Source organism: Sulfitobacter sp. HI0040, assembly GCF_001634885.1.
Taxonomy (GTDB): domain Bacteria; phylum Pseudomonadota; class Alphaproteobacteria; order Rhodobacterales; family Rhodobacteraceae; genus Sulfitobacter.
Genome location: NZ_LWEX01000024.1, coordinates 26,591 through 45,782, shown reverse-complemented (window position 1 = coordinate 45,782; position 19,192 = coordinate 26,591). Strand labels below are relative to the sequence as shown.

Below are 19,192 nucleotides of genomic sequence, written 5' to 3'. Positions count from 1 at the left end.
CCGGAGACCGGCCCCCCGTGCCCCCCCCGCAGGGCGCACGGTATGGAAAGACGCTTACCCGCTCAGGAAAGGCGCTCGATCGCCAGGGCGATACCCTGACCACCCCCGATGCACATGGTAATCAGCGCGCGCTTGCCGCCAATGCGCTCCAGTTCGTAGAGCGCCTTGACGGTAATAATGGCACCGGTCGCCCCCACCGGATGACCAAGTGCTATGGCCCCGCCGTTCGGGTTCACCCGCTCGGGATCGAGGCCGAGGTTCTTCGTCACGGCGAGGGCTTGGCTTGCGAAGGCTTCGTTGCTTTCGATGACGTCGAAGTCCTCCGGCTTCAGCCCCGTACGGGCGAGCAGGTTCTCCACCGCCGGTACCGGCCCGATGCCCATGACCTCCGGGCGCACGCCCGCATGGGCATAGCCGAGGATCTTTGCGCGCGGCGTCAGGCCCGCCTTCTGCGCGGCCTCGGCGGTTGCCAGTACCACGGCGGCAGCGCCATCGTTGATACCGCTCGCATTGCCCGCCGTCACGCAGCCGTCTTTCTTGAAGACCGGCTTCAGCCCAGCCAACGCTTCTCTGGATGTGGCCTTGGGATGTTCATCGGTGTCGAAAGCGACCATATCGCGTTTGACGCGCACCTCTACGGGAACGATCTGTTCCTTGAACCGGCCCTCCTCGATCGCGGCGCTGGCGCGTTTCTGGCTGCGCAGGGCGAAGTCGTCCATTTCCTCCCGGCTGACCTGATGCTCCGCCGCGACATTCTCCGCCGTCACCCCCATATGGCCGGAGCCGAAGGGGCAGTTCAGCGTGCCCAGCAGCATATCGAGGCTGCGGACATCACCCATTTTCTGGCCCCACCGCGCATCGGGCAGGATATAGGGCGCACGCGACATGCTTTCCGCCCCACCGGCGAGGCCGAATTCAGCGTCCCCCAGCATCAACGATTGCACGACGGAAACGATGGCCTGCACCCCTGAACCGCAGAGCCGATTCACGTTCATCGCGGGAACACTTTCCGGCACGCCCGCCTGCATGGCTGTCACCCGGCTCAGATACATGTCCCGGGGTTCGGTGTTGATGACATTGCCGAAAGCGACATGGCCGATCTGCCCCGGCTCCACCCCGGCGCGTTTCATCGCGGCCTTTGCCGCGACGGTGCCGAGTTCGATCGCCGGAGTATTCGCAAGCGCGCCGCCAAAGGTGCCGATTGCGGTCCGCGCGCCGTCGAGAATTACGATTTCCTGTGCCATGTTGTCCTGCCTTGTTGGGATCGGCGTCACTCTATGCACAGGGTTGCGGATGATTCCAGCGGCCTCGCGCCGTGATACTTGACAGGGGCGCGCGCCATGCGACATTCCTCCGCCATGACGGAAAATTCAGACGCCATTCTCACCCAACTGCCAGCCCGGTTGAAACAGGCCCGGCAGGCGCAGGGGCTGAGTCTCGATGCTGTCGCGAAACTTTCAGGGGTTTCCCGGTCAATGGTGAGCCAGATCGAGCGGGGCGAAAGCAGCCCGACGATCGCAACCCTGTGGAACCTGACGCGTGCCCTGCAGGTGGATTTTGCCGGTCTGCTCGACAGCGAAGCGGCGGTGCCCACGATGGAAGTGCTGCGCAGCGGGGCGGTGCCCACGATTGCAAACCTCGGGAATGGCTGCAAAATCCGCATCCTTTCACCCCCCGAGGAAGCGGGCCGGCATGAGGTTTACGAGCTTCTGATCGAAGCGGGCGGGGGCTTGGTCAGCGCGCCGCACACCCGCGGCGCACGCGAATACTTCAGCGTCATCGATGGTCACGCCGAAGTCACCAGCGGAACGGAGGCGAACCTTCTGGGGCCGGGCGACACGGCGCGCTACGCCGCCGACGTACCGCATGCGATTCGCGCGGTGAAAGGAGCCTTACGGGCGTTTCTTGTCGTGCAGGACGCCTGAAAGGGCGCCCGAAATCTCCGCCATCACGGAATCCGGTATTTCGGAGGCAATTCCGTTATGATAGAAGCAACCCAGCTGAAGGAGCTTTGCCATGAACCGCGCCTATCTCGACCATATTTCCGAAACACTGTCCGGGATCGACGCGGACGGGATGATGAAGCGGGAACGTCTGATCACCTCTCCGCAGGGGGGGCAGATCACGGTAGGGGGGCGCGAAGTCATTAATCTTTGCGCAAACAACTATCTGGGGCTGGCGGACCATCCCGATCTGATCGAAGCGGCGCGCGACGCGATGGACCCCAAAGGCTTCGGCATGGCCTCTGTCCGTTTCATCTGCGGTACGCAGGATATTCACCGCGAACTGGAGCAGAAACTGGCGAACTTCCTCGGCAAGGACGATTCGATCCTTTTCGCGGCCTGTTTCGATGCGAACGGGGGCCTGTTCGAGCCGTTGTTCGGGCCCGAGGACGCCATCGTGTCTGACGCGTTGAACCACGCCTCGATCATCGACGGTATTCGTCTGTGCAAGGCGAAGCGCTATCGTTACGCGAATAACGACATGGCCGATCTTGAAGGGCAGTTGAAACTGGCGCGTGACGAAGGCGCGCGGTTCATCATGATCGCGACGGACGGTGTTTTCAGCATGGACGGTTATTTGGCCAACCTGCCGGAAATCACGGCGCTGGCCGAAAAATACGAGGCCCTCGTCATGGTGGACGATTGCCATGCGACAGGTTTCATGGGCCCCAAGGGCGCGGGCACCCCGGCGCATCACGGCGTCGATGTGGACATCCTGACCGGGACGTTGGGCAAGGCGCTGGGCGGTGCCATCGGTGGGTATATCGCGGGGCCGCAGCCGGTGATCGACCTGCTGCGTCAGCGGGCCCGGCCCTATCTTTTCTCCAACTCCTTGCCGCCCTCCATCGTGGCGGCAGGCTTGCGGGCCATCGATCTGGTCATGAATGGCGACGCGTTGCGCGAGCAGCTGTTCGAGAACACAGCTTATTGGCGGGCGGGTCTGGAACGTCTCGGCTTCGATCTGCTGCCGGGGGAGCATCCGATCGTCCCGGTCATGCTGGGGGAGGCGCGGCTGGCGCAGGACATGGCGGCGCGCCTCTTCGAAGAGGGCGTCTATGTGAGCGGTTTCTTCTTTCCGGTGGTGCCCCGGGGACAGGCGCGGATCCGAACGCAGATGAACGCAGCTTTGAGCCGGGAAGAACTTGACCGCGCGCTCGACGCTTTCGAAACGGCCGGCAAGGCCTGCGGGGTGATCCAATGACGACGAATGAGATGAAGGCGCTCTCAAAGCTCCATCCCCGGGAAGGGTTGTGGATGACCCATGCACCGGTGCCCGAAATCGGACCGGACGACGTTTTGATCCGCATCAACAAAACCGGCATCTGCGGCACCGATATCCATATCTGGAACTGGGATGAATGGGCGGCGAAAACCGTCCCCGTCCCGCTGATCACCGGGCATGAGTTCGCCGGGGAGATCGTGGAACTGGGGCGCAATGTCGAAGGTCTGGAGATTGGCCAGCGCTGCTCCGGCGAAGGGCATCTGATCGGCAAGAATTCCCGGCAGAGCCGTGCCGGGAAATTCCACCTCGACCCGGCGACCCGGGGGATCGGGGTGAACGAGCAGGGCGCTTTTGCGCAATACCTGCGCTTGCCCGCCTTCAATGTCGTGCCCCTGCCTGACGAAATAAGCGACGATATAGGCGCCATCCTCGACCCGTTGGGGAACGCCGTGCATACGGCGCTCAGCTTCGATCTGGTGGGGGAAGACGTGTTGATTACCGGCGCTGGGCCCATCGGGATCATGGCGGCGGCGGTGGCGCGACACGTCGGCGCGCGGCATGTGGTGATCACCGACCTCAATCCTGATCGTCTGGCCTTGGCGGCGCAGGTGGTGCCAGATGTCGTTCCCGTCAACGTGGCGGAGGAAGAGCTGGGGGAGGTGATCCCCCGGCTGAAGATGAAGCAGGGATTTGACGTCGGTCTGGAAATGTCGGGCAACCAGCACGCGCTGGACCAGATGGTCGAAGCCATGACCATGGGCGGGCGGATCGCGATGCTGGGCATACCCCCCGGCAAATCGCCCGTCGATTGGAGCCGCATCGTTTTCAAGGCGCTCACCATCAAGGGTGTCTATGGCCGGGAGATCTTTGAGACATGGTACAAGATGATCGCGATGCTGGAAAACGGGCTCGATGTGTCCAAGATCATCACGCATCGCTTTCCGGTCGATGATTTTGAAGCGGGGTTCGCCGCTATGAAATCGGGCAGTTCCGGCAAGGTGGTTCTGGATTGGACGAAGGCTTGATGGGGGCCAGCCCCCGCCGGGCTTTGCAAGCCCGCCTCCCCCGGAGTATTTCTCGAAAGGGTGAAGTGCCATACGGGGGCGTATGTAGTGAGTAAAGGCAGGATCATGGCGGCGATTCATCGCATCGCTTTATGGAGCGAGCGAACCTGGGATAGCTGGCGCGCGCGACGGATCCGGAAGAAGGTGATCGCGCCCTATATCGGCTACGCGGATCCCGAACATCTGGTGGTGAGGGGCCGCGTCCTCGGCTCCTTGCGGAGGCATCGCCCCGATCCGTCCCAATCGCTCTGGCTGAACTTTCGCCAGATGGTGTCACTGTTTTTGACGGATGAAGTGGCGGATGTGGAGGTGGCCGCGCGGGGCGTGACGGCCATTTCCGGGCAGGAAGGATATTTTACCTTGCTCCTGCCGCGCGACGCGCGGGAGGGTTGGGTCAATGTCGATGTGAGCATCAGAGGTCAGGAAGGCGTCACGGTATGCCCGGTTCTGATCGCGCGGGATGACGCGGAATTCGCTGTTATTTCGGATATCGACGACACGATGATGCAGACGGGGGCCTATTCGATCGCCCGGAACCTCTGGACCTCGCTGACGGGGAACGCGATGACCCGCAAGGTATTCGAAGATGCCCCGCCTTTCATGGAAACCCTGTCTGAGGGCGGGCGCAACCCAGTTTATTATGTCAGCTCATCCCCCTGGAACCTGCATTACTTCCTGCGCCGCATTTTCGAGCGGGCCGGTCTGGTGCCCGGGCCGAAGTTCCTGCGCGATCTGGGAATGAGCGAAACCAAGTTCATCACCGGAACGCATGGCGATCACAAGGGCGACAGCATCGATGTGCTTTTGGCGGCAAACCCTACGCTGCCGTATGTACTGGTGGGGGATACCGGGCAACACGATGCTTTCGTCTACCGCGACGCGGTTCTGCGCCATCCCGGGCGTATCAGGGCCGTCGTTCTGCGCGAACCCGGGCCGGGCCCTGACGCTGAAAGCCTGCGCGCGATGGAAGAGATTGCCGCGCAGGGGGTTCTGTTGTTGCACGCACCCAGCTTCGGGGGCTTTGCGCCCCGCATCCGCGATGCTTTGGATGCGACTGCAGGCTCCTAGAGCGTCGGCAGAAGGGCCACGCGCCCCGCGTCGGTCAGCCGCCAGCAGTCCCGACCTTCGAATACCGCCGCGTGGAGAGGGCGAAAATACCCCGCCCCGGCATCCAGATTGACACGGTTGCCGTGGTGTTGGGGCTGATCCAGCGCGGTATGGCCATGTACAACCAGTTTCCCGTGATCCCGGGTATCGGTGAGAAAGGGATCGCGGATCCAGACGAGATCATCCTCTGTCTGATCGTCCAGCGGTACGCCCGGACGAATGCCCGCATGCACGAATATCAACTCATCCGTAACATGAAGCGAAGGCAGACCCTCCAGAAACGCCACATGCCTTTGGGGTACTTCGGCACGCGCTTGCGCTGCCAGTTCCGCGGTTTCGGCAGAAGCTTCGATGTCGATCCCGTAGGATAACAGCGTCTTGTCGCCGCCGAGCCGCGGATTGAGCCACAGAAGATCCGCACGGGTCGCGGGATCGTGCAACGCTCCGTTTGTCAGGAAACGTTGGAAATACCTGTCGTGGTTTCCCTTGAGCATGGTCCAGGGCCGCCCCGCGTCCTGCGCCTTGGTCAGCAGGTCGATCACCCCGCGGCTTTCAGGCCCCCTGTCCACGTAGTCGCCGACAAAGACGATGGCGGCATCGGGGCCGCCATCGGCATCGATCAGGGAAAGGACACGCTCCAATTCATCCAACTGGCCGTGAATGTCGCCGATTGCATAGATGGGTTGGGGCATGCACGCATCCTTCCGGAGAGGCAGGGCGGGCAGAGGTTGCCCGCCCTCTAGGTTCAGGCCACGTCGAACTGCAGCGGCTTGATCTGGGTGAACATCCCCGTGTCGCGCAGTTTCTTGATGACAGGGGCGGGCACTTCTTCGTCCACGTAGAGAAGTGCGATCGCTTCGCCCTTGGCGGCGGCGCGACCGAGGGTGAAGTTGGCGATGTTCACGCCATTTCCGCCCATGGTGTTGCCCAGAACGCCGATGATGCCGGGAACGTCCTCGTTCGTGGTGTAGAGCATATGCGCCCCCACCTCGGCCTCGATGTTGATGCCCTTGATCTGGATGAACCGCGGCTTGCCGTCAGAGAAGACCGTGCCGGCGATGGAGCGTTCGCGTTTGTCCGTCACGACGGTGACCTTGATGTAGCCGTCGAAAACGCCGGATTTGTCCTGATTGGTCGTACTGATCTGGATGCCCTTTTCACGGGCCACCACGGGCGCGCTCACCATGTTCACGTCCGGGTTCGCGCGCTTGATGATGCCTGCCACCACGCTGCAGTTGAGCGCGTCGGTATTCATGGTCGAAACCGTACCGTCATAAAGAATGTTGATGGCCTTGATCGGTTCATCGGTCATCTGCCCGATAAAGGCACCGAGATGGCCCGCCAGTTTGACCCAAGGCCCCATCACGGCCGCTTCCTCGGCGGTGACGGAGGGCATGTTGAGCGCGTTGGTCACGGCGCCGGTCAGCAGATAGTCGGACATCTGTTCGGCCACCTGAAGGGCGACGTTTTCCTGTGCCTCGGTCGTGGCGGCGCCGAGGTGCGGGGTGCAAACGACATTGGGCAATCCGAAAAGGGGGTTCTCCTTCGCGGGCTCCTCGGCAAAGACGTCAAAAGCGGCCCCGGCGACGTGTCCGGACTTCAGCAGTTCGGCCAGTGCCTCTTCGTCCACGAGCCCGCCGCGGGCGCAGTTGATGATGCGCACGCCCGGCTTGGTCTTGGCGAGGTTCTCGCGGCTCAGGATATTCGCCGTCTGCTCCGTATAGGGCACATGGAGGGTGATGAAGTCGGCCCGCGACAGCAGTTCGTCCAGTTCTACCTTTTCCACGCCCATTTTCTGGGCCTTTTCCTCGCCGAGGAAGGGATCGTAGGCCACGACTTTCATTTTCAGTCCGCGGGCCCGGTCGCAGACGATGCCACCGATATTGCCTGCCCCGATCACGCCGAGGGTCTTGCCCGTCAGTTCCACGCCCATGAACTTGGACTTTTCCCATTTACCGGCATGGGTAGAGGAACTGGCCTCCGGGATCTGGCGAGCGACGGCGAACATCATGGCGATGGCATGTTCGGCGGTGGTGATCATGTTGCCGAAGGGCGTGTTCATGACGATCACCCCTTTTTTGGAGGCGGCGTCCTTATCGATGTTGTCGGTGCCGATCCCTGCCCGGCCGATGACCTTGAGCTTGTCAGCCTGCGCGAGGATCTTTTCCGTCACCTTCGTGGCGGAGCGGATGGCAAGGCCGTCGTAGTTGCCGATGACCTCCGCCAGCTTGTCCTTGTCCTTCCCGAGGTCGGGCTGGAAATCGACCTCGACGCCGCGATCCTTGAAAATCTGCACAGCGGCGTCGCTGAGTTTGTCCGAAATGAGTACCTTGGGTGCCATGGGGCGGTCCTTTGATGTATTGGGGAACGGGGCGGCAGCCTTGGGCTGCCGCGCCTGAAATGGGGAATTGTGGAAGCCTCAGGCCGCCTTGGCCTGTGCCGCGATCTCGGCTTCGAAAGCCCAGGCGAGCCATGGCAGAAGCGCCTCGATATCCGAGGTCTCGACCGTGCCGCCGCACCAGATCCGCAGACCCGGAGGAGCATCGCGATAGGCACCGATATCCAGCGCCACGCCTTCGGACTCCAGCCGCTTGGCGACGGCCTTGGCGAAGGAGGCACCGTCGGCGATGCGCCCGTCGTTGAACTTGAGGCAGACCGAGGTGTTCGACCGGATCGCTGGCTCGCTAGCGAGGAATTCGATCCAGTCGTGATCTTCTACAAACCTTGCGATGGCCTGCGCATTGGCATCGGCCCGTCCGATCAGACCTTTCAGGCCACCGACCGATTTTGCCCAGTCGAGCGCCTGAAGATAGTCTTCGACACAGAGCATGGAGGGCGTGTTGATCGTTTCGCCCTTGAAGATGCCCTCTATCAACTTGCCGCCTTTCGTCAGCCGGAAAATCTTGGGCAGGGGCCAGGCGGGGGTGTAGCTTTCCAGCCTTTCGACAGCGCGGGGCGACAGGATCAGCATGCCATGCGCCGCTTCGCCGCCCAGCACTTTCTGCCAGGAGAAGGTCGTTACATCCAGCTTGTCCCAAGGCAGATCCTGGGCAAAAGCCGCCGATGTCGCATCACAGAACGTCAGGCCCGCGCGATTTGAGGGAATGACATCGCCCGACGGTACGCGCACGCCGGAGGTCGTGCCGTTCCACGTAAAGCAGACGTCGTTATCGTAGTTAAGCGCCGCCATATCCACGATCTCGCCGTAGTCGGCGGTATGGGTCGTCGCGTCGATCTTGAGCTGTTTGACCGCATCCGTCACCCAGCCCGCACCAAAGGATTCCCAAGCGACCATTTGGGCAGGGCGTTCGCCCAGCATCGTCCACATCGCCATCTCAAAAGCGCCCGTGTCGGAGCCCGGCACGATGCCGATGCGATAATCTGCGGGAACGCCGAGAACCTCGCGCGTCGTCTCGATTGCCTCGAGCAGCTTCGCCTTGCCGACCGCCGCGCGGTGGCTGCGCCCAAGCGGTGCATCCGCGAGCCGGGTCAGATCGAAAACGGGGGGTTTGGCGCAGGGGCCGGAGGAGAAACGCGGGTTCGCCGGTTTTGTGGTCGGACGAACGGAGTCCGGCTGTGAAGCCGGTTGTGCAATAGCCATAATGCTACCCTTTCAGATAAGCGCCCTTCGTTGGGGAAGGGTGTCCCACCGCCGGAATTACGGCGCGGCCCGGGCTGGCACAAGTGGAAAAACGTGGCTAGAACGCCGCTCGAGTCGCTTTTTGCGACATTCCTGACGCGCATCGGAAACTTCGCCATGTTCACCGCTGTCCTTCTTACCGATCCGGAAAAGGCAAATCTCGACCCTGCGCTGGTGGACTCCCTGCGCAACGCGTGGGGTGGTGGCGATGCTCTCTGGCTGGCCCCGGACGAGGCGGCTGAGTTCTCGCTTGCCGCGATGCCAGGCAACCGCTGGCAGGTCTGGGAGGAGTGCCAGCGGATGGGCGTCGATCTTGGGATCGTTCCGCAGGAGGGGCGGCGCAAGCGCATGCTGCTTGCGGATATGGACAGTACGATGATCCAGCAGGAATGCATCGACGAATTGGCGGATGCGGCAGGCGTGGGCGACCGCGTGAAGGAGATCACCGCGCGCGCGATGAACGGCGAGTTGGATTTCGAGGCGGCGCTGCGCGAGCGGGTGGGGCTTTTGAAAGGTCTGAAGGAAAGCATCGTCGGTGAGGTGCTGGCATCCCGGATCACGCATATGCCGGGAGGACGTCAGCTGATCGCGACCATGCGGGAGAACGGGGCGCACACCGCGCTTGTCTCAGGCGGGTTCACCGCCTTCACCGGGCCGGTGGCAGAGGCACTGGGCTTCCATGAAAATCGCGCGAATACGCTTCTGGCGGAGGATGGCGTGCTCTCCGGCGACGTCGGCATCCCGATCCTCGGTCGGCAGGCCAAGGTCGATGCGCTGGAGGAGATCACGGCGCGGCTGGGGTTCGATGCAAGCGACGTGCTCGCCGTGGGGGATGGGGCCAATGATCTGGGCATGTTGCACCGCGCCGGGATGGGAGTGGCGCTGCACGCCAAGCCGGTTGTGGCGGCTGAGTGCGACCTGCGGATCAACTTCGGCGATCTGACCGCGTTGCTTTACCTGCAGGGGTACGGGGTGGCTGATTTCGCCGGGTGATTTTGGCGCCACCCCCGGGGGGCCAGCCCCCCGGGCCCCCCGGGATTTAAAACCATTTGGAAGCGGAATCAGGTCAGCGCGGCTGCTGGTCTGATGGATCCGGTCTCAATCCCGCGGGCGTTCAGTATGGCGGGCCGCAGCCGTTTGACCGCCGCGGGATGATTGGCGTCCAACTCCCCGAGCCGGACAAGCAGCGCCGCGATGGCGCATTCGGCAGCGCGTGTAGCGCCGTCCGCCGCCTTGAGCGCGATGCCGAGTTTGCGGTGGGGCAGAATGGCGATGAAGAAGCCTTCGGCGCCGGTTTTCAGCGCGACCCGCCCGTCCATGGCACGCATCAGCTCGGTGCAGGCGCGGCCTTCGCCTGCGACCAGTTCGGGATGTTCGCGCATGGCGCGGTGCAGGCGTTCTTCGGGCGAGCCTTCGGGCGCGGCGGCGAAATGCGCCATGGCGCGGCCCATCCCGTGCAGGGTGCTGGCGAAGTTCGGCGCCGAGCAGCCGTCGATGCCGTATCCGGGGGAGGTTTCCTGTGTCACCCGCTCAAAGGCGTCGAGGCAGGCGCGCTGAACCGGGTGCTCCGGCTCCACGTAGTCGGCCCCGCCGTTAAGATGGGCGTTCAGGGTCAGGAAGCCCGCATGTTTGCCTGAGCAATTGTTGTGGATCTGACAGGGCGATTCACCCGCGCGGATAAGCTCCACCTCCGCTTCCCGTGAATAGGGCATATGCGGGCCGCAGCGAAAATCCGCATCCTTCAGCCCCAGATCCTTCAGCCAGTCGCCCACCCTTTGGGTATGGATCGCCGCACCCTGGTGGGAAGCGCATGCAAGGGCGAGCTGCGCGCTGTTCAGCTTGCGCGCATCCGCCGCGCCCGATTCGAGCAGCGGCAGGGCCTGTATCATCTTGGCCGACGAACGCGGCAGCACTACGCGGGATGGATCGCCCCATGCTTCGACGATTTCGCCGGTGTCGTCGCAGATGACCGCGTGGCCGTGATGGACGCTTTCGAGGATGGGCCCCCGCCAGACTTCTGCAAATTCTGCGGCTTGGGTCATGCTCTCGTCCTCCGTCTGGGCGAATTCCTGCCAATCAGGGTTTCGCCGGTCGCGTGTTTGGCGTTAGTATGCATGTTGTCGAGAAGAACGGGAGCACTTGCAAGAGAGCAAGCCGCCAAAGGCCTGCCCGCCGGTTCCCGTGGGTATGAGATTGAGGTCAAGGACGGCTGGAGGCTGTACGAATGCAATTTATGAAAACGGTTGGGGCGGCGGTGATCGGTGCCGCGATGGTTGCGGGCAGTGCCTTTGCGCAGGAGCAGAGCACGAACCGCGTAGCGGCCAAAACCGACTGGAGCGTCTTCGTCGAGGACAATCCGACGGAATGCTGGGGCGTGTCGACCCCGAAGGAAACCGTTAATTCCAAGGACGGACGTGTGGTCGCGGTGAACCGGGGCCAGACGCTTTTGATGGTATTCTACCGTCCTTCCGCCGGGGCCAAGGGACAGGTCGCCTTTACCGGCGGGTATCCTTTTGCCTCCGGTTCCACGGTAAACATGGATATTTCCGGTACCACGTTCGAGCTTTTCACCGAAGGTGAATGGGCGTGGCCGGCCACCACGGAAGACGACAACAAGATCATCACCGCCATGAAGCGCGGTGCCGATGCGGTCCTGACAGGGATGTCCGGGCGGGGTACGCAGACGAAGGATACGTTCTCCCTGCTTGGCTTTACCGCTGCGGTGGAGGATGCCGCCAAGCGCTGCGGCAGCTGACCACCCTGCACATTCTGATCCGACAGCCCCGCCTCTGCGGGGCTGTTTTCTTTTGATCCTCGGGAAAATCCCTATATAGAGGCCCATCCCCAAGCGTCGGAGAATCTCCAATGGCCGAAATCGGACAGGCGGCAGCGCCGATCACACAGGATGTGCATACAATCCCGCGGAAACTTCCCGACGGGCCGGTCAACCTTGTCGGCATGACCCGCGAAAAGATGCGCGACACCCTGATCGCCCATGGAACGCCCGAGAAACAGGCGAAGATGCGGGTCGGCCAGATCTGGCAGTGGATTTATCAGTGGGGGGTGCGCGACTTCGCCTTGATGACGAACCTCGCCAAGGGCTACCGGGCCGAACTGGCTGAAAAATTTGTGATCGAGGTGCCCGAAGTCGTCACCCGTCAGGTCAGCAATGACGGCACCCGGAAGTACCTTGTCCGGATTGCGGGCGGCCACGAGGTGGAGGTTGTCTATATCCCCGAAGAAGGCCGGGGCACGCTTTGTGTGTCTTCTCAGGTGGGGTGCACCCTGACCTGTTCCTTTTGCCATACCGGCACGCAAAAGCTGGTTCGTAACCTCACCGCGGCAGAGATCATCGGCCAGGTGATGGTCGCGCGGGACGATCTGGGTGAATGGCCGGAAATCGGCGCGCCCAAGGACGAAACCCGGCTGCTGAGCAACATCGTGCTGATGGGCATGGGCGAGCCGCTTTATAATTTCGAGAATGTGCGCGACGCGATGAAAATCGCCATGGACGCCGAAGGCATCCAGCTTTCACGCCGCCGCATCACCCTTTCGACCTCTGGCGTCGTGCCGGAAATCGCCAAGACTGCGCAGGAAATCGGCTGCCAGTTGGCGGTGTCCTTCCATGCCACGACGGATGAGGTGCGCGACAAGCTGGTGCCGATCAACAAGCGATGGAATATCGCCGAACTTCTCGATGCGCTGCGGGCCTATCCCAAGGTCAGCAATTCCGAACGGATCACTTTCGAATACGTGATGCTGGACGGCGTGAACGACAGCGACGAAGACGCGCGCCGCTTGGTCAAGCTGATCGAGGGTATCCCGGCCAAGATCAACCTGATCCCGTTCAACGAATGGCCCGGGGCGCCTTACAAGCGGTCCTCCAACAACCGCATCCGGGCCTTCGCGGACATCATCTACAAGGCCGGCTATGCCTCACCCATCCGCACCCCGCGGGGGGAGGACATCATGGCGGCCTGCGGTCAGCTCAAGTCAGCTACCGAACGCGCAAGGAAATCCCGGCGTCAGATAGAGGCGGAAGCAGGCATGACGCAGCAGGGCTGAAGCGGGGCCTGAGGTTCAGGGTCAGTGGACAGCTGCCCCAAGCGCGCCACGACAAGATCTTGCTGCCGCCCGGTTTCGGGTGAATTTCTGCCACATTCCTACGGTTGATTGTTTCCACTGGAAGTTCAATCGGAGGAATGAACAATGTCCGTCGTCTTTAACCAAGACCCCTATATCACCGCCAGCATCATCGATCTGGTTCTGCGTGAACGCAGCGTCTCGCTTTCCCCCCGCGAATGGAAACATCGTCTGGCGGGCTATGGCTACTGCATCAAGGAAACGGATCACGGCCAGATCGTGGAAACCTTGCCGCATCATGTCGAAGTGGGTGTTCTGCCGGCGCAGGCCTAATCCCCCTTCTTGACGTGTGACTGCGCGACCGAGAAAAGGTAGGACGCCGAGCAGCTCAGCAGCAGGAACCCGCCCAGGGATTCCATGCCAGCGAGGAACCTCAGGTGCCCGGACGGGTATATGTCCCCGAGGCCGAGCGTCGTGTAGTTGACCAGCGAAAAGTAATACACGTCCATAAGTGACAGGGGTTCATCCGGTTTGAAACCACCGAGACCCAAGCTCTGGCTCCACCGGAAGACCAGGGCATAGATGAATGCCTCGAACGCGTGCAGCGTTCCGATCAAGGCAACAAGGCTCGTATGTTGGGCCGCCCGGGACATGTTGCTGTCGATCACCGGCGGGACGGTCCGGGACAGGACCGCAAAGTGAAACCATCCCACGGTGGTGAATACGACCGCGGCGATGAGGATCATGGTGATCATGCCTTCACTCTCCATCACCGACGTTCCTTCCGGGGACATGATCCCGCTGGGTGGTGGGCATGGGCCAGTTCTCGATCAGCTCCATCGCCTCGGTCGCCGTTTCGACGAAGCGGAACAGCTCCAGATCTTCGGCAGATATCGTGCCGGCATCCGCCAGAGCGTCCCAGTTGATGATCTTTTCCCAGAAGGCACGACCGAACAGCAAAAACGGCACCCGCTGCATACGCCCCGTCTGAATCAGGGTCAGGGCCTCGAACAGTTCGTCCATCGTGCCGAAACCGCCCGGGAAGACGCAAATCGCCTTTGCCCGCATGAGGAAGTGCATCTTGCGGATCGCGAAGTAATGGAAATTGAAGCACAGTTCCGGGGTGACATATTCGTTCGGGGCCTGTTCGAACGGCAGAACGATATTCAGCCCGACGGACCGGCCCCCGGCATCGAGCGCGCCGCGATTGCCCGCCTCCATCACGCCGGGGCCACCGCCCGTGACGATGACGTTTTCGCGGTATCCGCTGTCTGCCGATTTCTCGGTCATCAGCCGCGCGAATTCCCGGGTTTCGTCGTAAAAGGCTGACAGGTCGGCAAGCGTCTGGGTGCGCGCCAGATGCTTTTGCGACGGTTCGGGAATTCGGGCGCCTCCGAACAGCACGATGGTGGAGGTCACGCCATGGGCATCGAGGATCATCTCGGGCTTCTGCAGTTCGAGCTGCAGGCGCACCGGGCGCATTTCGTCCCGGCAGAGGAAATCATCGTCGAGGAAGGCAAGTCTGTAGGCGGGGGCACGGGTCTGCGGCGTGTCGGGTGCCTGCTGGGCTTTCGTGCGGTCCGAATGCGCGTCACGCAAAGGGTGGCGGGCGGCTTCTTTCATGCGGTTTCTCCGGTCGGCTGTCCCCCGCGCAGGTAGCGCGCGTCGGATCAGCATGCAACGGATCACCGGGATTGGCCATGTCGATCTGCCCGATGAATCGCGTCGCGGGGGTGCAACGATTGCGCGGCGGCCTCTGCAGGCGTATGACGCGGGGGACACAGTATTCCGGAGACCTCTCATGTCCAACGATCACCTCGAAGCCGCCATCGAATCCGCTTGGGACACCCGCGACAAGATTACCTCCTCCAGTCGTGGCGAAGCGCGCGACGCGATCGAGGAAACGCTCAACGCGCTGGATGCGGGCGAATTGCGCGTGGCGGAACGGGGCGAGGACGGCACCTGGCACGTGAACCAATGGGCGAAGAAAGCCGTGCTGCTGGGATTCCGCATCAAGGACATGGAGCATCAGGAAGGCGGCCCGCAGGGCAGCGGCTGGTGGGACAAGGTCGACAGCAAGTTCAAGGGCTGGGGCCCTGACGAATGGAAGAACGCGGGCTTTCGCGCCGTACCCAACTGCGTGGTGCGCCGGTCGGCCTATATCGCGCCCAACGTCGTGCTGATGCCCTCCTTCGTCAACATCGGGGCCTATGTGGACAGCGGCACGATGGTGGATACCTGGGCCACCGTCGGCTCCTGCGCGCAGATCGGCAAGAACGTGCACCTGTCGGGCGGCGTGGGCATTGGCGGCGTGCTGGAGCCGATGCAGGCTGGCCCCACGATCATCGAAGACAACTGCTTTATCGGGGCCCGCTCCGAAGTGGTGGAAGGCTGCATCGTGCGCGAGGGATCGGTGCTGGGGATGGGCGTTTTCATCGGCCAGTCCACCAAGATCCTGGATCGTGAGACAGGCGAAGTCATGTATGGCGAAGTGCCTGCGGGTTCCGTCGTCGTCGCGGGAACGATGCCCAGCAAGAACGGCGTGAACCTCTATTGCGCGGTCATCGTGAAGCGGGTGGACGAACGGACGCGGTCGAAGACCTCGATCAACGAATTGCTGCGCGATTGACGCAAAGCGGAAATTTGTTGACCGTTTCGGTGGCATGGCGGAACATTCGGTAACGCATCGGGTTATCCGTGCGACATATCGAAGGGAGAATTTGTCATGACAGGTTTGGGTTGGTTCGCAGCCATCATCGTTGGCGGCATCGCCGGCTGGATCGCAGAGAAGATCATGAAATCAGACATGGGGCTGATCATGAATATCGTTCTCGGCATCCTTGGCGCGGTCGTGGCAAACTTCTTGCTCACGCTGATCACCGGCGGCACGCTCGGGGGATGGATCGGTCAGTTGATCGTTGCCGTCATCGGTGCCTGCCTGCTCATCTGGCTCACCCGGCTGGTCAGGGGCAGGACCTGACCCTTTCCAAGACCGGCTGAAAACGCTAGGGCTGCCATCTGTTGCGGATGGTGGCCCTTTTCATGACCGATACGAAAAAGCAGAAGAAACCCTCGCGGCAGCAGGTCTATACCCTGCTGGTCGAAATCGGCCGCAAGGATGGCGACGGTCTGCCCGACAGGGCGACGGGGGCGGCGCTCATGTGTTTTGCCTCCGGTGTGGACGAAGCCGAAGCTGTGCGCGAAACCGTTGCGATCCTCAAGCAGGCGGACGTGAACCCGCTCGATGTCACGGGTTACGGGACACTGGGGGAGCGCGAAGCCGAAGGGCATGAGATCGACGAAGAGGAACGCGCGCTCATGCAGCGGGCGCTGGACGAGAATTCGGTCATCGTGGCGCAGGTAACGCCGTTCTTCGACTGAACGGGCTCAGGCCGCGCGGCGCCGGGCGAGGTGTATCGCCTCGTACCATTTCAGCACCTGATGCCCCGGGCGCCCGTGTTCCGGCAGGCTGCTGCGGTCCGCATCGTGCAGCACGCTGCTGGCGAGGCGCTGGGCATTCCGCCTGATCCGACCGATATAGAGGCTCTCCAGTGCCGTGCCCCCGGCAAGAACGGTATCATGACCCGGCAGAACGAGCTGCGTATAGGTCGTGACCGGACCGACAGGTTCTTCCAGCGCGGCGAAACCGTTCATGAGATGCCGTGCCGGCACCAGAACGGCCTCTTCGTTGAAAAGGTATTCGACCTCGGGCCCATCGATGCGCAGGCGCTGGTCGGGCGCCACCACGACATCCTGCTGGAGCCCGAAGTAGGGCGCACGCAGCCGAAGCGGGCGGAAACTGCCGCGGGCCGGGACCGTCCGGTTCACCCGGTGGAGGACCGGGACAACATCGCCGCCTTGGGTCAGCACCGTGTCACCGCGCCGAAGCTGCGACACGGGCCTGTAGCCCCAGGGGGTCGCCAGCGGCGTTTCGGGGTGCAATGTCGGAGCAGGGCCGATGGGTTCGATCCGGTTCGACAGCGCGGCAAAGATCATGTCGGGCGCGAAGGTGTGGTTTCGCCGTCCCAGCATCAGGTCGCGGATATCCTCAAGCGTGAGGGGATGGGGATTGGCCACGGGTACGGTGACCACATGTTCATCTTCGGGCCGTTCCAGCGTCAGCCGCGCCCAGCCCGCTTCGATGTCCCACGAATAGATGATCCGCAGAACGTCGGTGCGCCCCCGGTTCTGATAGGAGATCGCGGCGTGGGAAATCGCCTCTCCGTGTACCTGAACCATGGAAATCCCACCGCCCGGCACCGCCTGAAACGTCAGGCTGCGCAGATGGGGGTAGGGGTTCTTGTAACCGAAAAGAACCTGCGGGCGGCCATCGGGCGAAGGGCGCGTTTCCATCAGCAGGGTGCCATGGTTAAGCAGCGTTTCGGGCCGGTCGTCGAGCAGGGGCCGTTCGCATTTGTCCTCCCCCAGACCGCGCAGGGACAGGCGGCGTTCGCTGTGGTCGGCAATGGCGATCCAGGTCATGTCAGGCCGCCTGCGTCGCGCGGAACAGGTCCGCTTCGAACCGGCGCAGCGTCCTGCGCGCGGCGGGAGAATAGCCGCCGCCTGTATGCGGATCGAGTTCCGGAAAAAGGGCCGAGAGTTCTGCCACGATCTCGCTCTCGAAACTGCGGGCGGTCTGGGGACCGGGCAGGAAGCTTTCGGTAGCGAGGCCTTCGGAAAAGACGACCTGATGGCGGTCGAACATCAGATGGACATAGGTGACATCGCCGCCCGGCTTGCGCAGGACGGATCGATCGTTGACCAGATCGCGCGCGGCAATCAGCACTTCGTCTTCGCCGAACAGCAGTGCCGCGAGGCTATCGCGTATCAGGACCCGGTGAAGCGGAGACACCAGCAGATCCCGGTGCGTGCCGAAGGTATTCGCCCTGATGTAGATCGGGGCAAACTCCCCCTCCGCCGGGACCGTCCGCGTCCCGATCCAGCGCAGGGGCTGCGCGCCTTCGTCCTGCGTCAACACCAAGTCTCCCGGGCGCAGCGTTTCGGCAGGGCGCTCCCCCTCGGGCGTGGCGATGAGCGTTCCGGCCACGAAACAGGGTACGGAGGAGGCGTTGACATAGCCTACATCGGTGTCATTGCCGTTAGTGGTGGTGTAGGTGAAATTGAAATTCTCGGTGTCCCCGTCGCCCAGCACGTCCAGCGTTCCGTCGGGATTCACGGTGATCTGCTGCCCGGTAGGCAGGGTCACGATGGAACCGGCGGTGACCGACTGCCCGTTGATATGGGTGATCGTGATCGTACCGCCGCCGTTGTTGATGTCGTTCGCCAGAACATCCACCACGGCGCTGCCGGTAGGTGAAACCGTCACCTCATCCGTCATCGCGATCAGTTCAGTCTGCACGGAATTGGCGGCGATCAGCAGGTTCGAATCGTAGGCGCTGTCGGCAACGTCGGCGATGGCGATCCGCATGGAGTTTACCACGTCGGGATTCACGTACATCGTGAGCGTCATGGTGACGGTAAATCCGTCCATCTCCGTGTTGTAGTCGTCATTCTGGTTGTTGACGTACATGTTCACGTTGTTGGTCGTGTTGATGTTGCCCGGATCGGTGTCCCCGTCCCCCACCTCGAGCGGAACGAGCTCTCCGTTGATCCAGACGCCGACGAAATCCTGAAAGACGGAGTTCTCGTACTCGGGATATTCCTCGGAGGAGAACACGAACTGCATCGTCATCACCGAGCTGCCGGGGATGAAATCCACGTCCAGTACGGCGGCATCGTAGGTATTGGTGCCCGCCTCCTGATTGAAGGGGCCGAAATTGTCGATCCCGGTGGTGTTCTCGCTGGTGTCGGCCCGCTGGTTCGCTTCGCCCTTGTTATTGGTGAAGCTTTCCGCGTTACCCGTGGAGAGGATGACGCCGGTGTCAGACGGCGTCACATTCGGGGATTTGTCGTCGCCGCGCGAATAAGTGCCTGCGCTATCCACGTCGCCGTAATAGGTCGCTCCGGTTACGACGGCGCCATTGCCGAAGATCGTCTGCGCCATGTCGTCGGCAGTCGTGCCCTCGCGGACGGTGTTGATGGGTAGTTTCGATGCCTTGACCATGCGCATGCC

General features: G+C 62.4%; 20 protein-coding genes. 11 read left to right on the top strand and 9 right to left on the bottom strand.

Going from position 1 to position 19,192, the window contains the following annotated elements; genetic code table 11:
- Positions 1-62: 62 nt before the first annotated feature.
- Complete coding sequence (locus A3728_RS02630) at positions 63-1,244, bottom strand: acetyl-CoA C-acyltransferase family protein (RefSeq protein WP_067919994.1); 1,182 nt, start codon at positions 1,242-1,244, stop codon at positions 63-65.
- 114 nt (positions 1,245-1,358) lie between these two features.
- Here A3728_RS02630 and A3728_RS02625 point away from each other — a divergent pair, with 114 nt between their 5' ends.
- The 4 genes from A3728_RS02625 to A3728_RS02610 all read left to right on the top strand — a co-directional run bounded on the left by A3728_RS02625 (position 1,359) and on the right by A3728_RS02610 (position 5,357).
- Positions 1,359-1,925: a helix-turn-helix domain-containing protein gene (locus tag A3728_RS02625; RefSeq protein ID WP_067920014.1), complete on the top strand. Its 567-nt coding sequence runs from the start codon at positions 1,359-1,361 to the stop codon at positions 1,923-1,925.
- 91 nt (positions 1,926-2,016) lie between these two features.
- The gene (locus A3728_RS02620; protein ID WP_067919991.1) at positions 2,017-3,204 is read left to right on the top strand and encodes a glycine C-acetyltransferase; all 1,188 of its coding nucleotides are present in this window, start codon (positions 2,017-2,019) and stop codon (positions 3,202-3,204) included.
- Between the two features lie 11 nt (positions 3,205-3,215).
- A complete protein-coding gene (gene tdh / locus A3728_RS02615) occupies positions 3,216-4,250 on the top strand; it encodes an L-threonine 3-dehydrogenase (protein WP_067920012.1) in 1,035 nt (344 codons plus the stop codon).
- A 105-nt stretch (positions 4,251-4,355) separates the two neighbouring features.
- A complete protein-coding gene (locus A3728_RS02610) occupies positions 4,356-5,357 on the top strand; it encodes a phosphatase domain-containing protein (RefSeq protein WP_067919989.1) in 1,002 nt (333 codons plus the stop codon).
- Here the strand turns inward: A3728_RS02610 and A3728_RS02605 are convergent.
- The 3 genes from A3728_RS02605 to A3728_RS02595 form a co-directional block, all read right to left on the bottom strand.
- Entirely contained in the window at positions 5,354-6,088 is a 735-nt protein-coding gene (locus A3728_RS02605; protein ID WP_067919987.1) for a metallophosphoesterase family protein, read from the bottom strand. The genes A3728_RS02610 and A3728_RS02605 overlap by 4 nt on opposite strands.
- 53 nt (positions 6,089-6,141) lie before the next feature.
- On the bottom strand, positions 6,142-7,737 hold the full coding sequence (gene serA / locus A3728_RS02600; RefSeq protein WP_067919985.1) for a phosphoglycerate dehydrogenase: 1,596 nt from the start codon (positions 7,735-7,737) through the stop codon (positions 6,142-6,144).
- Positions 7,738-7,815: 78 nt separating this feature from the next.
- On the bottom strand, positions 7,816-8,997 hold the full coding sequence (locus tag A3728_RS02595) for a phosphoserine transaminase (protein ID WP_067919983.1): 1,182 nt from the start codon (positions 8,995-8,997) through the stop codon (positions 7,816-7,818).
- Between the two features lie 156 nt (positions 8,998-9,153).
- On the opposite strand from A3728_RS02595, the gene serB reads away from it, so the two are divergent.
- Positions 9,154-10,029: a phosphoserine phosphatase SerB gene (gene serB, locus A3728_RS02590; RefSeq protein WP_067920010.1), complete on the top strand. Its 876-nt coding sequence runs from the start codon at positions 9,154-9,156 to the stop codon at positions 10,027-10,029.
- A 68-nt stretch (positions 10,030-10,097) separates the two neighbouring features.
- Here serB and A3728_RS02585 read toward each other — a convergent pair whose 3' ends face one another.
- Positions 10,098-11,078: an asparaginase gene (locus A3728_RS02585; protein WP_067919981.1), complete on the bottom strand. Its 981-nt coding sequence runs from the start codon at positions 11,076-11,078 to the stop codon at positions 10,098-10,100.
- A gap of 191 nt (positions 11,079-11,269) precedes the next feature.
- On the opposite strand from A3728_RS02585, the gene A3728_RS02580 reads away from it, so the two are divergent.
- From A3728_RS02580 to A3728_RS02570, 3 genes are all read left to right on the top strand, one after another.
- A complete protein-coding gene (locus A3728_RS02580; RefSeq protein WP_443069027.1) occupies positions 11,270-11,791 on the top strand; it encodes an invasion associated locus B family protein in 522 nt (173 codons plus the stop codon).
- Between the two features lie 110 nt (positions 11,792-11,901).
- Positions 11,902-13,101: a 23S rRNA (adenine(2503)-C(2))-methyltransferase RlmN gene (gene rlmN / locus A3728_RS02575; RefSeq protein ID WP_067919977.1), complete on the top strand. Its 1,200-nt coding sequence runs from the start codon at positions 11,902-11,904 to the stop codon at positions 13,099-13,101.
- A gap of 144 nt (positions 13,102-13,245) precedes the next feature.
- Positions 13,246-13,452, top strand: coding sequence for a hypothetical protein (locus A3728_RS02570; RefSeq protein ID WP_067919976.1), 207 nt, complete (start codon positions 13,246-13,248; stop codon positions 13,450-13,452).
- Here A3728_RS02570 and A3728_RS02565 read toward each other — a convergent pair.
- Entirely contained in the window at positions 13,449-13,889 is a 441-nt protein-coding gene (locus A3728_RS02565; protein WP_236628191.1) for a potassium channel family protein, read from the bottom strand. The two genes, A3728_RS02570 and A3728_RS02565, sit on opposite strands and share 4 nt — an antisense overlap.
- Positions 13,879-14,742, bottom strand: a complete 864-nt coding sequence (locus tag A3728_RS02560; RefSeq protein WP_067919973.1) for a TIGR00730 family Rossman fold protein — start codon at positions 14,740-14,742, stop codon at positions 13,879-13,881. Before A3728_RS02560 ends, A3728_RS02565 begins: the two co-directional genes overlap by 11 nt.
- Before the next feature lie 178 nt (positions 14,743-14,920).
- Here A3728_RS02560 and dapD point away from each other — a divergent pair, with 178 nt between their 5' ends.
- From dapD to A3728_RS02545, 3 genes are all read left to right on the top strand, one after another.
- A complete protein-coding gene (gene dapD, locus A3728_RS02555; protein WP_067919971.1) occupies positions 14,921-15,748 on the top strand; it encodes a 2,3,4,5-tetrahydropyridine-2,6-dicarboxylate N-succinyltransferase in 828 nt (275 codons plus the stop codon).
- Positions 15,749-15,844: 96 nt separating this feature from the next.
- On the top strand, positions 15,845-16,099 hold the full coding sequence (locus tag A3728_RS02550) for a GlsB/YeaQ/YmgE family stress response membrane protein (protein WP_067919969.1): 255 nt from the start codon (positions 15,845-15,847) through the stop codon (positions 16,097-16,099).
- Between the two features lie 62 nt (positions 16,100-16,161).
- A complete protein-coding gene (locus A3728_RS02545) occupies positions 16,162-16,500 on the top strand; it encodes a hypothetical protein (RefSeq protein WP_201722114.1) in 339 nt (112 codons plus the stop codon).
- 6 nt (positions 16,501-16,506) lie between these two features.
- Here A3728_RS02545 and A3728_RS02540 read toward each other — a convergent pair whose 3' ends face one another.
- Positions 16,507-17,601 carry a Hint domain-containing protein gene (locus A3728_RS02540; RefSeq protein WP_067919965.1) on the bottom strand — a complete coding sequence of 365 codons (1,095 nt, stop codon included), beginning with the start codon at positions 17,599-17,601 and terminating at the stop codon, positions 16,507-16,509.
- 1 nt (position 17,602) lies between these two features.
- Positions 17,603-19,183 (bottom strand): Hint domain-containing protein, encoded by a 1,581-nt coding sequence (locus tag A3728_RS02535; protein ID WP_067920006.1) that lies wholly within the window; start codon positions 19,181-19,183, stop codon positions 17,603-17,605.
- Positions 19,184-19,192: the final 9 nt, after the last annotated feature.

Excerpts from the sequence above, each read along its gene's own strand:
- A3728_RS02565 (WP_236628191.1), bottom strand. The coding sequence starts at position 13,889 with ATGGAGAGTGAAGGCATGATCACCATGATCCTCATCGCCGCGGTCGTA.
- A3728_RS02585 (WP_067919981.1), bottom strand. The coding sequence starts at position 11,078 with ATGACCCAAGCCGCAGAATTTGCAGAAGTCTGGCGGGGGCCCATCCTC.
- A3728_RS02595 (WP_067919983.1), bottom strand. The coding sequence starts at position 8,997 with ATGGCTATTGCACAACCGGCTTCACAGCCGGACTCCGTTCGTCCGACC.
- A3728_RS02570 (WP_067919976.1), top strand. The coding sequence starts at position 13,246 with ATGTCCGTCGTCTTTAACCAAGACCCCTATATCACCGCCAGCATCATC.
- A3728_RS02535 (WP_067920006.1), bottom strand. The coding sequence starts at position 19,183 with ATGGTCAAGGCATCGAAACTACCCATCAACACCGTCCGCGAGGGCACG.
- serB (WP_067920010.1), top strand. The coding sequence starts at position 9,154 with ATGTTCACCGCTGTCCTTCTTACCGATCCGGAAAAGGCAAATCTCGAC.
- A3728_RS02625 (WP_067920014.1), top strand. The coding sequence starts at position 1,359 with ATGACGGAAAATTCAGACGCCATTCTCACCCAACTGCCAGCCCGGTTG.
- dapD (WP_067919971.1), top strand. The coding sequence starts at position 14,921 with ATGTCCAACGATCACCTCGAAGCCGCCATCGAATCCGCTTGGGACACC.
- tdh (WP_067920012.1), top strand. The coding sequence starts at position 3,216 with ATGAAGGCGCTCTCAAAGCTCCATCCCCGGGAAGGGTTGTGGATGACC.
- A3728_RS02610 (WP_067919989.1), top strand. The coding sequence starts at position 4,356 with ATGGCGGCGATTCATCGCATCGCTTTATGGAGCGAGCGAACCTGGGAT.
- A3728_RS02560 (WP_067919973.1), bottom strand. The coding sequence starts at position 14,742 with ATGAAAGAAGCCGCCCGCCACCCTTTGCGTGACGCGCATTCGGACCGC.
- A3728_RS02630 (WP_067919994.1), bottom strand. The coding sequence starts at position 1,244 with ATGGCACAGGAAATCGTAATTCTCGACGGCGCGCGGACCGCAATCGGC.
- A3728_RS02605 (WP_067919987.1), bottom strand. The coding sequence starts at position 6,088 with ATGCCCCAACCCATCTATGCAATCGGCGACATTCACGGCCAGTTGGAT.
- A3728_RS02580 (WP_443069027.1), top strand. The coding sequence starts at position 11,270 with ATGAAAACGGTTGGGGCGGCGGTGATCGGTGCCGCGATGGTTGCGGGC.
- A3728_RS02550 (WP_067919969.1), top strand. The coding sequence starts at position 15,845 with ATGACAGGTTTGGGTTGGTTCGCAGCCATCATCGTTGGCGGCATCGCC.
- A3728_RS02545 (WP_201722114.1), top strand. The coding sequence starts at position 16,162 with ATGACCGATACGAAAAAGCAGAAGAAACCCTCGCGGCAGCAGGTCTAT.
- rlmN (WP_067919977.1), top strand. The coding sequence starts at position 11,902 with ATGGCCGAAATCGGACAGGCGGCAGCGCCGATCACACAGGATGTGCAT.
- serA (WP_067919985.1), bottom strand. The coding sequence starts at position 7,737 with ATGGCACCCAAGGTACTCATTTCGGACAAACTCAGCGACGCCGCTGTG.
- A3728_RS02620 (WP_067919991.1), top strand. The coding sequence starts at position 2,017 with ATGAACCGCGCCTATCTCGACCATATTTCCGAAACACTGTCCGGGATC.
- A3728_RS02540 (WP_067919965.1), bottom strand. The coding sequence starts at position 17,601 with ATGACCTGGATCGCCATTGCCGACCACAGCGAACGCCGCCTGTCCCTG.